Annotated in this window: 11 protein-coding genes; 5 read left to right on the forward strand and 6 right to left on the reverse strand. The window is 75.7% G+C overall.

The features are described 5' to 3' along the window. Window positions 1-5: 5 nt before the first annotated feature. Window positions 6-242, forward strand: a complete 237-nt coding sequence (locus GNZ18_RS14050; RefSeq protein WP_156216812.1) for a hypothetical protein — start codon at window positions 6-8, stop codon at window positions 240-242. Here the strand turns inward: GNZ18_RS14050 and GNZ18_RS14055 are convergent. The 3 genes from GNZ18_RS14055 to moaA form a co-directional block, all read right to left on the reverse strand. After that, entirely contained in the window at window positions 239-559 is a 321-nt protein-coding gene (locus GNZ18_RS14055) for a DUF6457 domain-containing protein (RefSeq protein WP_246249740.1), read from the reverse strand. The two genes, GNZ18_RS14050 and GNZ18_RS14055, sit on opposite strands and share 4 nt — an antisense overlap. A gap of 72 nt (window positions 560-631) precedes the next feature. After that, on the reverse strand, window positions 632-1,213 hold the full coding sequence (gene mobA / locus GNZ18_RS14060) for a molybdenum cofactor guanylyltransferase (RefSeq protein ID WP_156216813.1): 582 nt from the start codon (window positions 1,211-1,213) through the stop codon (window positions 632-634). 33 nt (window positions 1,214-1,246) lie between these two features. Then, window positions 1,247-2,236, reverse strand: a complete 990-nt coding sequence (gene moaA, locus GNZ18_RS14065; protein ID WP_214619208.1) for a GTP 3',8-cyclase MoaA — start codon at window positions 2,234-2,236, stop codon at window positions 1,247-1,249. Between the two features lie 148 nt (window positions 2,237-2,384). Between moaA and GNZ18_RS14070 the strand changes: the two genes are divergently transcribed. The 3 genes from GNZ18_RS14070 to GNZ18_RS14080 all read left to right on the forward strand — a co-directional run bounded on the left by GNZ18_RS14070 (window position 2,385) and on the right by GNZ18_RS14080 (window position 6,263). Further along, on the forward strand, window positions 2,385-3,194 hold the full coding sequence (locus tag GNZ18_RS14070; RefSeq protein WP_156216815.1) for an alpha/beta hydrolase: 810 nt from the start codon (window positions 2,385-2,387) through the stop codon (window positions 3,192-3,194). Between the two features lie 242 nt (window positions 3,195-3,436). Further along, window positions 3,437-5,569 (forward strand): MMPL family transporter, encoded by a 2,133-nt coding sequence (locus GNZ18_RS14075; protein ID WP_216651278.1) that lies wholly within the window; start codon window positions 3,437-3,439, stop codon window positions 5,567-5,569. Between the two features lie 10 nt (window positions 5,570-5,579). Then, the gene (locus GNZ18_RS14080) at window positions 5,580-6,263 is read left to right on the forward strand and encodes a response regulator transcription factor (RefSeq protein ID WP_156216816.1); all 684 of its coding nucleotides are present in this window, start codon (window positions 5,580-5,582) and stop codon (window positions 6,261-6,263) included. Between the two features lie 109 nt (window positions 6,264-6,372). On the opposite strand, the gene GNZ18_RS14085 is transcribed toward GNZ18_RS14080, so the two are convergent. The 3 genes from GNZ18_RS14085 to GNZ18_RS14095 form a co-directional block, all read right to left on the reverse strand. Then, the gene (locus GNZ18_RS14085; RefSeq protein WP_156216817.1) at window positions 6,373-7,566 is read right to left on the reverse strand and encodes an RtcB family protein; all 1,194 of its coding nucleotides are present in this window, start codon (window positions 7,564-7,566) and stop codon (window positions 6,373-6,375) included. Window positions 7,567-7,690: 124 nt separating this feature from the next. Next, the gene (locus tag GNZ18_RS14090; RefSeq protein WP_156216818.1) at window positions 7,691-9,415 is read right to left on the reverse strand and encodes a SelB domain-containing protein; all 1,725 of its coding nucleotides are present in this window, start codon (window positions 9,413-9,415) and stop codon (window positions 7,691-7,693) included. A 188-nt stretch (window positions 9,416-9,603) separates the two neighbouring features. Then, window positions 9,604-10,146 (reverse strand): MarR family winged helix-turn-helix transcriptional regulator, encoded by a 543-nt coding sequence (locus tag GNZ18_RS14095; RefSeq protein ID WP_156216819.1) that lies wholly within the window; start codon window positions 10,144-10,146, stop codon window positions 9,604-9,606. Window positions 10,147-10,239: 93 nt separating this feature from the next. Between GNZ18_RS14095 and GNZ18_RS14100 the strand changes: the two genes are divergently transcribed. After that, window positions 10,240-11,679, forward strand: a complete 1,440-nt coding sequence (locus tag GNZ18_RS14100) for an MFS transporter (RefSeq protein ID WP_156216820.1) — start codon at window positions 10,240-10,242, stop codon at window positions 11,677-11,679. Window positions 11,680-11,803: the final 124 nt, after the last annotated feature.

Consider the following 11,803-nt stretch of genomic DNA (forward strand, 5'->3'; position numbering starts at 1 on the left):
GCGGTATGACCGATTCCGCGCCGGAGACCGGCCCCGACGAACTCCAGTGCTCCGCCAAGGGCTGCCGCGCCGACGCCGTCTGGGCGCTGCGCTGGAACAACCCGAAGATCCACACGCCGGACCGGCGGAAGATCTGGCTGGCCTGCGACGAGCACCGCGAGAGCCTGTCGGCGTTCCTGGGCCGCCGCGACTTCCTGCGCGACGTCGTCCCGGTCGCCGACCGGAACCTCCCCGAGGGCTAGGTCTCGTCGAGGACGGCGGCGGCGGCAGCGGGGGCGGCGGAGGCCGGATCGGCGGGCGGGGCCGGATCGGCGGGCGGGGGCGGTTCCGCCTTCTGCCAGCCCTCGGCGAGCTCGGTGAGGCGGGCGGCGGCGTCCCGGGCGGGGGCGCCGCGCCCGACCGCGAGGCCCAGCAGGTAGGCGGTGAGCGGCGCGCCCGGCCGCGCCACACCGTGGGCGACGTCGCGGGCCAGGTCGAGCACCAGGTCACGGTCGATGTCGCCGCGCTCCAGGCCGAGCTCCCCGCAGGCCGCCTCCAGCCACTCCTCCAGTACCGACATGCGTCCCCCTGTCCGTCGTTCGCGGTGCCGTCGTTCGCGGTGCCGTCCTCCGCGGTGCCCACTCTCGCACGGTCAACGCCCGTCGCGCCGCGCGAGGCGCTCGGCGCGGGCGAGTTGCTCCGGGGTGTCGCAGTCGTACCACGGCGGGCGGGCCCCGGCGGGCGGCGCGACCCCGGCCGGTTCCAACGGCCCGAGGACGCCGCGCAGGGACGCGCCCGTGTAACCGGCGAGGGCGTCGCGGAGGGCGGCGGTCCGCCAGCAGCCCGCGAGCCACTGCTCGCGGCCGTCCTCATCCACGAGGACGGCGCCGGGGCGGGCCCGCGCCGCGTCCAGCAGCGCGGCGAGGTGCGCGGGACGCAGGAACGGCAGGTCGGCGGCCAGCAGCGCGACCCACGGCGCGCGGACCTCGGCGAGCCCGGCCCGCAGCGCGGGGACCGGCCCCGCGCCCGGCGGGTCCTCCCGCACGTGGACGGCCTCGGCCAGCACGCCGCGCGGCGGGCCGACCACGACCAGCCGGGACGCGCCCGACGCGGCGGCGGCCACCCACTCGATGAGCGCCCGCCCGCCGACGGCCGCGCCCGGTTTGTCGCCGCCGAACCGCCGCGCCCGGCCCCCGGCCAGCACGACCGCGTCGAACACCGGCCCCTCGCCCATCGTCACGCTCCGTTCGGAAGGCCGCGGGGCCGCTCAGCCGCCGATCGCCGACATCGGACGCGACGGCTGGAGGAAGGACGGGTCGTCGATGCCGTGCCCGGCGCGCTTGGCGCGCACCGCCGCGCGCCAGCGCTCCAGGAGTTCCTCGTCGGTGGCGCCGCCGCGCATGGCGTCGCGCAGGTTGGACTCCTCGGTGGCGAACAGGCAGTTGCGGACCTGCCCGTCGGCGGTGAGCCGGACCCGGTCGCAGGCGCCGCAGAACGGGCGGGTCACCGAGCCGATCACGCCCACCTGCGCGGGCCCGCCGTCGACGGTGAACGCCTCGGCGGGGGCGCTGCCGCGCGCGTGCGCGTCCCCGGGTACGAGGTCGAACTCGGCGGAGAGCCGGTCGAGGATCTCCTCCGCGGTGATCATGTTCTCGCGGGTCCAGCCGTGCTGGGCGTCCAGCGGCATCTGCTCGATGAAGCGGAGCCGGTAGCCGTGCTCCAGGCAGAACCGCAGCAGCGGGACCGCCTCGTGGTCGTTGACCCCCCGCATCAGCACCGCGTTGATCTTCACCGGCGTGAGCCCGGCCGCGCGCGCCGCCGCGAGCCCGGCCAGGACGTCGCCGAGCCGGTCGCGGTGCGCGAGCCGCTTGAACGTCGCGGGATCGAGGGTGTCGAGCGAGACGTTCACCCGGTCGAGCCCGGCGTCGGCGAGCGGCGCCGCCAGCCGGTCCAGGCCGATGCCGTTGGTGGTCAGCGAGACCTGCGGGCGCGGCGCGAGCGCGGCCGTCCGCCGCACGATCTCGGTGAGGCCGCGCCGCAGCAGCGGCTCCCCGCCGGTGTAGCGGACCTCGGTGATCCCGAGTTCGGTGACGCCGAGCCGGACGAGCCGCAGCACCTCCTCGTCGGTGAGCAGCTCCGGCTTGGGCAGCCAGTCCAGCCCCTCCGGCGGCATGCAGTACGAGCACCGAAGGTTGCACCGGTCGGTGAGGGAGACCCGTAGGTCCGTCGCGGTTCGGCCGAAGGTGTCGACCAGCACGGGCGCCCCTTTCCTGCTGCTGGACGGCCCGGGCAGCGGGCCGCCGGCGATTGTGGTCGGTCATTCCAGCCTATTGCGGCGGTTGACGATCCGCGTCATCACGGGAGACGGTTTCGACCCGGTACGCGATGGACACGGGAGGTCACGGATGGTCACGCCGACGACATGGGAGTTCGCGGGGACGAGAGGCGCCGTCACGGCGCGCGTCTGGGCGGCCCCGGAGCCGAGGTACGTCGCCGTCCTCGTGCACGGCTACGGCGAGCACCTCGGGCGCTACGGGCACGTCGCCGACGCCCTGGTGCGGCACGGCGCCACGGTGTGCGGGCCCGACCACATGGGGCACGGGCTGTCGGCGGGCGAGCGGGTCCTGGTCGAGGACTACGAGGACGTCGTCGCCGACGTCCACACGGTGGTGGAGGCGGCGCGCGGCGACCATCCCGGGCTGCCGGTCGTGATGATCGGCCACTCGATGGGCGGCCTGGTCGCCGCCCGGTACGCCCAGCTGCACGGGGCGGGGCTGGCCCTGCTGGCGCTGTCGGGGCCGGTGCTGGGCCGCTGGCACGTGGTGGAGGAGCTGCTGCCGCTGGAGGAGATGCCCACCGACCCGATCGACACCGCCACGCTCTCGCGGGACCCGGCGGTCGGCCTGGCCTACTCCGCGGACCCGCTCGTGTGGCACGGCCCGTTCAGGAAGCGCACCGTCCGGGCGCTGGACGCGGCGCTGCGCCGCGTCAACGAGCACGGCTCGCTGGGCGCGCTGCCCGTCCTGTACGTGCACGGGGAGGCGGACCGGCTCGTCCGCCCGGAGGACAGCCGGGTCGGCGTGGAGGCCGTCCGCGGTCCGGGCCTCACCGAGCGGCTTTACCCGGGCGCCCGCCACGAGGTGTTCAACGAGACCAACCGCGACGAGGTCCTCGCGGACGTCACCGCGTTCATCGACCGCGTGCTGGGCGGCTGAGCGGAACCCGTGAATCCTCTGGGAGCCGCCTGGGAGTCCCCGGACCCTCCCCCGTCCTCGGCCCGGCCGTGACCGGCGCCGATCACGCACCGCGTCCGGTCGGGGCCGCGCGGGTCCGGCCGGCTCCCAGCCGCCGCCCCCGCCGCTCCCAGGGACCTGCCGGAAGCCCGCGCCAGCCTGGCCGCGTGAAATTCACCAGGAGACCCCGAGAGGGTGCTGACTCGACATCGGCGGACCCGCGCGTGTTCGCCAGGCTCGGCCGGATGGTGGTGGGGCACCCCTGGCGCGTGATCGCGGTGTGGGTCGTGGCGGCGGTCGCCGTGATCGCCCTGTCCCCCGGCCTGCCGACCAGCAACGACGAGAGCGACTTCCTGCCCGGCCACTACGAGTCGGTCAGGGCGCAGAAGGTGCAGGACGCGGCGTTCCCCGACACCTTCACACCGGCGGCGGTCGTGGTCGTCGGCCGCGCCGACGGGCGCCCGCTGACGGCCGCCGACTCGGCGCGGGTCGCCGGGATCGCGCGGTCGGCGCGGGACGCGCACCTCAAGGACGTCGCCGAGCTGGTGCCGGGGCCGCCGTCGCCGAACCGGCTCGTGCAGACGATCGCCGTCCGGATGCCGTCGGACGTCGGCACCGAGACCCCCGAGGCGGCGGACGCGGCGCACGCGCTGCGCGGCGAGCTGAAGCGGCTCACCGCGGGCACGGGGCTGCGGGCGCGGACGACCGGCGCCGCGTCCGCCACGCTGGACGACCGGGAGTCCAGCGGCGACGCCGACCTGCTCGTCATGCTCGCCACGCTGGTGCTGATCCTGGTCCTGCTGCTGGCGATCTTCCGGAGCCCGGTGACCGCGCTGCTGCCGATCGTCGTGCTGGCCGTGCTGTCGCAGGTCGCCAACGGCCTGATCGCCGCGACCGTGCGGGCGCTCGGGCTCCAGGCGGACTCCTCGGCCTCGCAGCTGCTCATCGTGGTGCTGTTCGGCGTCGGCACCGACTACATCCTGTTCCTGATGTTCCGCTACCGCGAGCGGCTGCGCGCGGGCGACGACCCGAAGACCGCGATGGTCGGCGCGCTCACCCGGGTCGGCGAGGCGATCACCTCGGCCGCCGGGGTGGTGATCATCGCGTTCCTGGCGATGACGCTGTCGACGCTGTCGCTGTTCCGCTCCTGGGGGCCGTCGCTGGCGATCGCCGTCACCGTCACGCTGCTGGGCGGCCTGACGCTCGTCCCTGCCGTGGTCTCCCTGCTGGGCACGAAGGTGTTCTGGCCCTCCAAGGCGTGGCGGCGGGAGCCGGAGGCCGCGCGGTTCGCGCGGGTCGGCGCGTCGCTGGCGCGGCGTCCCGCGCTGTACGCGTCGGTCGCCGGGGGGATCCTCGCCGTCCTCGCCGTGGGGTCGTTCGGGTTCAGGCCCGACTTCGACCTCGCGGCCGGGGCGCTGCCGTCCTCGGCGGAGTCGCGGGTCGCGCTCCAGGACCTCCAGAAGGGCCTGCCCGCCGGGGCGACCGACCCGACCCACGTCTACCTGACCGGCCGCAAGCTCGACCGGGCGGCGCTCACCCGGTTCGGCGACCGGCTGAAGGCCGTGGAGGGCGTCGGCGAGGTCGCGCCGCCGCAGGTCAGTCCGGACGGCGAGACGGCCGGGTTCGCGGTCGTGCTGTCCTCGGCGCCCGAGTCCGCCCGCGCGCTGGACACCGTGCGGGGCCCGCTGCGCCGCACCGCCCGCCAGGCCGCCCCCGAGGGGACCGACGCGCTGGTCGGCGGCAGCACGGCGGTGTTCGTCGACATCCGCTCCGCGATGAACCGGGACTACTCGATCGTGTTCCCGGCCGCCGCCGCGCTGATCTTCGTGGTGCTGGCGCTGCTGCTGCGCAGCCTCGTCGCGCCCTGGTACCTGCTCGCCTCCGTCGGGCTCGGCTTCGGCGCGACGCTCGGCGCGTCGGCGCTGCTGTTCCAGCAGGTCGGAGGGAAACCGGGCCTGCTGTTCCACCTGCCGCTGATCATGTACATGTTCGTCGTCGCGCTCGGCACCGACTACAACATCCTGATCATGGCGCGGCTGCGGGAGGAGGCCAGGGAGGGCGCCGCGCCGCGGCCCGCGCTGGCCGCCGCGATCCGGCACACCGGGCCCACGATCGGCGCCGCCGGGCTGATCCTCACCGGGTCGTTCGCCGCGCTGATGCTCGCGGGCAACCAGGTCCTCGTCGAGGTCGGCTTCGCGATCTCGTTCGGGATCGCGGTCGCCGCGTTCGTCATGGCGCTGTTCGTCACGCCGGGGCTGACCGCGCTCATCGGGCACCGCGCCTGGTGGCCCGGCCACGGCGACGCGCCGCCCGCCGACCGCCCGGCGCCGGTCCCGGCGGGCCGGCACACGCCCTAGTCTCAGGATCATGGAGGAGAGCGCGCGGCTTCTCGTGGTGGACGACGAGCCGACCATCCGCGAGCTGCTGGCGGCGAGCCTGCGTTTCGCGGGGTTCGCCGTGACCTCCGCGGCCACCGGCGAGGAGGCGGTGGCCGCGGCGGCGCGCGAGCGGCCCGACCTCGTGCTGCTGGACGTGATGCTCCCCGACCTCGACGGCTTCTCGGTCATCGCGCGGCTGCGCGAGCGGGGCGGCCCGCTGCCGGTGCTGTTCCTCACCGCGCGGGACGCCCCGTCCGACAAGGTCAGGGGGCTCACGGCCGGGGGCGACGACTACGTCACCAAGCCCTTCGACCTGGAGGAGCTGATCGCGCGGATCCGCGCCGTGCTGCGCCGCAGCGGCGGGCCCGAGGGGCTGCTCACCGTCGCCGACCTGAGCCTGGACCCGGCGTCCCACCAGGTGCTGCGGGGCGGGGCGCCGGTGCGGCTGTCGCCCACCGAGTTCCGGCTGCTGCGCTACCTGATGGAGAACGCGGGGCGGGTCCTGTCCAAGCCGCAGATCCTCGGACGGGTGTGGGAGTACGACTTCGGCGGCGACGCGAGCATCGTCGAGTCCTACATCGGCTACCTGCGCCGCAAGGTCGACGCGGGCGAGCCGAAGCTCATCCACACCGTCCGGGGCGTCGGCTACGTGCTGCGGCCCCCGCCCGCCTAGCGCCAGGTCATCGCGGGCCAGGGCCGGCCTTCCGGGCCGGTTCGGCGCGCAGGGCCTCCGCGCGGGCGGGTGTGACGGCCGTGCCGCCGCCTCCCCGCCCCGGGCACGGTCAGCCCTTCACGCAGATCAGCTGGCGCAGGTGGGCGACGACCTCGACCAGGTCGGACTGCGCCGCCATCACCGTATCCAGGTCCTTGTAGGCACCCGGGATCTCGTCGATGACGCCGCCGTCCTTGCGGCACTCGACGCCCTTCGTCTGCTCGATCACGTCCTCCACCGTGAAGTTCTTCCGGGCCTTGTTGCGGCTCATCAGGCGGCCCGCGCCGTGCGAGGCCGAGTTGTAGGCGGTCTCGTTGCCGAGGCCGCGCACGATGTAGGTGCCGGTCGCCATCGAGCCGGGGATGATGCCGAGGTCCCCCGCGCCCGCGCGGATCGCGCCCTTGCGGGTGACGAGCAGCTCGGCGCCGCCGTAGGTCTCCTCCGCCACGTAGTTGTGGTGGCAGGAGATGACCTCGTCCCACTTGCAGCGGTTGTCGCCGAACCGGCGGGTCACGACGCCCTGCGCGAGCGCCATCATGACCGCGCGGTTGCGGCGCGCGTACTCCTGCGCCCAGAACAGGTCGTGCCGGTAGGCGTCCATCTTCGCGGTGCCGGTGAGGAACACCGCGAGGTCGTTGTCCGGCAGGTCCTGGTTGTGCGGGAGCTTGCGGGCGGCCTCGATGTGGTGCTCGGCCAGCTCGTTGCCGATGTTGCGGGACCCCGAGTGCAGGACGAGCCAGATCGCGCCGTCGTCGTCCGCGCACAGCTCCAGGAAGTGGTTGCCGCCGCCGAGCGTGCCCATCTGCTGGCGGGCGCGGCCGAGGCGGGCGCGGACCGCCGGGTGCAGGTCCTCGAACGCCTTCCAGAAGTCGTACCAGCCGCGCTCCTTCAGGTTCGGCAGCCCCGAGGGGTCCACCGCCTGCTTGTGCGAGCCGCGCCCGACCGGGATCGCCCGCTCCAGGCGGTGGCGGAGGCCCGAAAGGTCGTCCGGCATGTCCTCGACGGTGAGCGAGGACTTCGCGGCGGTCATTCCGCAGCCGATGTCGACGCCGACCGCCGCCGGGGAGACCGCGTCGCGCATGGCGATGACGGAACCGACCGTCGCGCCCTTTCCGTAGTGGACGTCGGGCATCACCGCGAGCCCTTCCACCCAGGGCAGAGCGGAGACGTTGCGGAGCTGGTCGAGGGCGAGATCCTCGACGGTGCCGGGGTCGGTCCACATCCGGATCGGAACGCGGCCGCCCTTCAGAGTCTGGTACGGCATGCCTTCTCCTTCTGACGGGTGACCGAACCGAGGTATATAAGGCCAGAAATCAGGGGCGCGTTTCAAAGGGTTTTTCCGCTGAATACCCTCGGCATTCGAAAAAAGGCGTCCGGCGGGGCGGCGGTCAGGAGCGCCGGCGCTCGGTGAACCCCAGGTGGTCGAGGTGGCGCAGCAGCGCGACCGCCACACGGCGGCTCGTCGCCAGGGCGTGCCCGGCCTGGCCGGGCGTGAACGGCTGCGGCAGCGCGGACAGGATCCGCAGCGCCTCCCGGTCGGCGCCCGGCAGCAGGACGACGCCGTCCCCGAGGCGCAGCACGGCGCCCGCCCGCTCGGCCGCGGCGAGCGCGCCGCCGGTCAGGCCCAGCTCGGCGAGCCGCTCGGCGGCGGGCGCGTCGAACGGCGCCCGGGACAGCTCGGCGCGCAGCCGCTCCACGGCCGCAGCGATGCCGGGCGGCATGGCGCTCCGGGCCGGGGCGGCGGGGCCGTGGACGCGCCCGCCCTCCAGCCGCAGCGGCGGCCGGACCAGCGCGGCGGCCAGCCGCCGGGACGGCAGCCCGAGCCGCAGCCGGACGGTCTCCAGCGGCACGCCCGGCGCCCGCGGCCGCTCGGCGGCGTGCCGGGCCACCTCCTCGCCGAGGCGCTCGCGCAGCGACGCCCAGTGGCCGGGGTCGGCGAGCCAGCCGTCGTCGGGCACGACGGCGTCCGGCGGCGGCGCGCAGCCCATCGGCTCCAGCTCGGACCGGCGGAGCACGCCGTGCCGGGCCAGGATCACCGCGCCGCCGGGGCGGTCCGGCCAGGACGCCAGCTCCCGCGCCCGCGCCGCCGCGTCCCCGCGCCGGACGAGCGGCGGCGGGCGGACGTCCAGCACGCTCACCCCCGCGACGGTGCGGCGGGCGGCGTCGCGCAGCAGCCCGGTGTCGCCGACGTGCAGCGCGAGGCGCGCGTTCAGCGTCAGGCGTGCGGTGTCGGGGCCGAGCGGCCGCAGCCGCACCGGGACGGCCGCCGACCCGAGGTGCAGGATCATCTGCCGGGCGAGCCGCCCGGACGCCTCACCGAAGCGGGTGCGGACGTCGACGCAGGCGGTGAGGGTCCAGCGGCCGGGGGCGACGGCGGCGGTCACGGCGGGCCCCGGGGCGCCGCCGCGCAGGGACAGCGTGACGCGGGCGAACCCGCGCGCCCGCGCGGAGGGCGCGAAGGGCCGGGCGCGGGGCCCGCCGCCGCTCTCGACCGCCTCGACGCGGGCGCGGCCGCCGGAGGGCAGCAGGACCAGCTCGTCCCCGGGCCGGACCGTCCCGCCGCCGAGCGTGCCGGTGACGACGGTCAGGCCGCCGTCGCTGTCGGCGTGGTCGGCCCACAGCCGCACCGGCGCGTCCGGGTCGGGGACGGGCAGCCGCGCGGCGAGCCGGTCGAGGGCGGCGGCCAGCTCGTCCAGCCCGGCGCCGGTGACGGCGCTGACCGCGACGGCCTCGACGCCGCCGAGCGCGGTCCCGGCGAGGCGCTCGCGGGCCTGCCGCAGCACGAGCCTCGGGTCGGCCAGGTCGGAGCGGGTGACGGCGAGCACGCCGTGCCGGACGCCGAGCGCGTCGAGCGCGGCCAGGTGCTCGGCCGACTGCGCCGTCCAGCCCTCGTCGGCGGCGACGGCGAACAGCACGGCGGGCACCGTCGCGGCCCCGGCGATCACGGCCGGGACGGACCGTTCCCCGCCCGGGACGTCGATGAACCCGATCCGGCCGCCCGCGGGCGGCCCGGCACCGGCGCCGCCGGGCCCGGCGGGGTCGCGGACGGTGAGCGCGCGCACGAGAGCCGACTTTCCGTGCCCGGCGTGCCCGGCGGTGACGGCTAGGTGCATCGGCGCCGTGCCGGACGGGGCGGGAGGGCGGCGCGGGGATTGCGCGGACGAGGGTCCGCGGGAAGGTCCACGGAAGGTAACCCTAAGGACGGCGGGGGCGGTAGCGAAAGCGGATCGGGACCGCACGCTGAGATGACACATCTCACCGTGCGGCGGGCGGCCGGGCGCGGCGCCGGCGACCGCCCAGGTCAGCCCGTCCGGCGGGCCGCCGCCGCGTCGAGCCGGTCGCGGTGGGCCTCGAAGTCGTCCAGCATCCGGTGGACGAGACCGGCGAGCTGCTCGCGCTCGCCCGGCGACCACTCCGCGAGCGCGCCCGCCACCCACCGCCGCCCGGCCGCGCGGATGCACTCGAACGCCTCCAGCCCCGCGTCGCTCAGCTCGACGCGGTAGGCGCGCCCGTCGCCGGGGTCGGGCACCCGGCGCACGTAGCCCACCCGCTCCAGCCGCTGGATCTGCCGGGTGACGTGCGGCGCCTCGACGGCGAGCCGGGCCGCCAGCTCGCTCGGCCGCATCGGCGCGTCCGCCTCGGCGAGCGTCCGCAGCAGCGGGACGGCGGCCCGCTCGACCGGCACCCCGGCCTCGGCGACGAAGCGGTCGTGCTGGCGGGTGCGGGTGAGCATGTGCGCGACGCGGGTGAGCGCCCGCTCGATCTCGACGATGTCCTTCGCGGATTCGTTCGCGGAGTCGCTCGCGGAGCCCCCCGCGCTGCCCCTGGGGACCGATGACGGCATGTGACTCATCCTACGATGCGATTACTTAACTTAAGTAAGTATAGTTGGCGCGTGCCCACCCGCACCCCGCGCCGATCCGCTTGGAGGTTCCCCATGACCGGCGTTCCCACCACGGCCGCCGCGCCGCCCGGCCAGGACGTCCGGCCCGCGCACACCGGCCTCACGCTGCTGGCGCTGGCCGTCGCCGGGATGGTGGTCTCGGTGCAGCAGACGCTGGTGATCCCGCTGCTCCCCCAGCTCATGCGGCACTTCGACGCGTCGGTCACCGACGTGACGTGGGTGTTCACCGCCTCGCTGCTGGCCGGGGCGGTCGCGACCCCGCTGCTGTCGCGGTTCGGCGACATGTACGGCAAGAAGCGGATGGTGCTGCTCACGCTCGCCCTGCTCGTCGCGGGCTCGGTGATCTGCGCGCTGTCGGGCTCGCTGGCCGTCCTCATCGCCGGGCGCGCGCTGCAGGGCGTCTCGTCCGCGCTGATCCCGCTCGCGATCGGCATGATCAGGGACACCTTCCCGGTGGCGCGGATCACCACCGCGATCGGCATCGTCAGCGCCACGATGGGCGTCGGCGGCAGCATCGGCATGATCGTGACCGGGCTCATCGCGGACCGCACGTCGAACCACCACCCGGTGTTCTGGATCGCGGCCGGGCTGGGCGCCGCCGCGCTGGTGCTCATCGGGGCCACCGCGCGCGACGTCGGGGCCCGCGCGGGCGGGCGGCCCGACATCGCGGGCGCCGCCCTCCTCGCCGCGTGGCTGGTCTGCCTGCTGCTCGCGATCAGCCAGGGCAACGCGTGGGGCTGGACGTCGGCGGGCGTCCTCGGGCTGTTCGGCGCGGCGGCCGCGCTGTGCGCGGTGTGGACGGCGGTGGAGCTGCGGGTGCGCGACCCGCTCGTCCGGCTGGGCCTGCTGGTCGGGCCGCGGTCGCTGTCGGCCAACCTCGCCTCGGCGCTGCTCGGCTTCTCGATGTTCGCCGCGTTCACGCTGATCTCGGGGTTCGTGCAGTCGCCGTCCGCGAGAACCGGGTACGGCCTGGACGGGTCGGTGCTGGACGTCGGGCTCTACATGCTGCCGAGCACCGTCACCATGCTCGTCTTCTCCGCCCTCGCCGGACGGATCTCCGCGCGGATCGGCCCCGCCCACACGCTCGCGATCGGGTCGGCGTTCGCCGGGCTGAGCTACCTGTGGCTCGCGCTGTCCAACTCCCACTCGTGGGACATGCTCGCCTTCAGCGCCATCCAGGGCGTCGGGTTCGGGATCGCCTACGCGGCGCTCGGGACGCTCGCCGTCCAGCACGTCCCGATGAGCCAGAGCGGCATCGCCAGCGGGATCAACTCGCTCGTCCGCACCACCGGCGGCAGCGTCGCGGGCGCGGTCACCGCCTCGATCCTGGCCGGGCGGGTGCTCGCGGGCACCGACGTGCCGACGCTCGGCGCCTACGAGCTGTGCTTCTGGATCGTCGCGGCGGGCGCCGCGCTGGCCGCGCTGGTCGCCGTCGCGCACGGGCTGCGGCACCCCCACCGGACGGGCGGCTGACCTCGCCCGGGGCCGGGCCGCGACGGATCGTGGCGGCGCGGGGCCTTGACGAACGGCACCCGCGCCATGCCCTATAGGTGTGCGCCCCGAAAACGCGGATTGGGGCCAGGGGACCGCACCGGGA

Origin of the sequence: Actinomadura litoris (assembly GCF_009733595.1) — a bacterium.
Lineage (GTDB): Bacteria > Actinomycetota > Actinomycetes > Streptosporangiales > Streptosporangiaceae > Spirillospora > Spirillospora litoris.

Coding starts and splice junctions, on each gene's coding strand:
- GNZ18_RS14050 (WP_156216812.1), top strand. CDS start 6: ATGACCGATTCCGCGCCGGAGACCGGCCCCGACGAACTCCAGTGCTCC.
- GNZ18_RS14055 (WP_246249740.1), bottom strand. CDS start 559: ATGTCGGTACTGGAGGAGTGGCTGGAGGCGGCCTGCGGGGAGCTCGGC.
- mobA (WP_156216813.1), bottom strand. CDS start 1,213: ATGGGCGAGGGGCCGGTGTTCGACGCGGTCGTGCTGGCCGGGGGCCGG.
- GNZ18_RS14070 (WP_156216815.1), top strand. CDS start 2,385: ATGGTCACGCCGACGACATGGGAGTTCGCGGGGACGAGAGGCGCCGTC.
- GNZ18_RS14080 (WP_156216816.1), top strand. CDS start 5,580: ATGGAGGAGAGCGCGCGGCTTCTCGTGGTGGACGACGAGCCGACCATC.
- GNZ18_RS14085 (WP_156216817.1), bottom strand. CDS start 7,566: ATGCCGTACCAGACTCTGAAGGGCGGCCGCGTTCCGATCCGGATGTGG.
- GNZ18_RS14090 (WP_156216818.1), bottom strand. CDS start 9,415: ATGCACCTAGCCGTCACCGCCGGGCACGCCGGGCACGGAAAGTCGGCT.
- GNZ18_RS14095 (WP_156216819.1), bottom strand. CDS start 10,146: ATGCCGTCATCGGTCCCCAGGGGCAGCGCGGGGGGCTCCGCGAGCGAC.
- GNZ18_RS14100 (WP_156216820.1), top strand. CDS start 10,240: ATGACCGGCGTTCCCACCACGGCCGCCGCGCCGCCCGGCCAGGACGTC.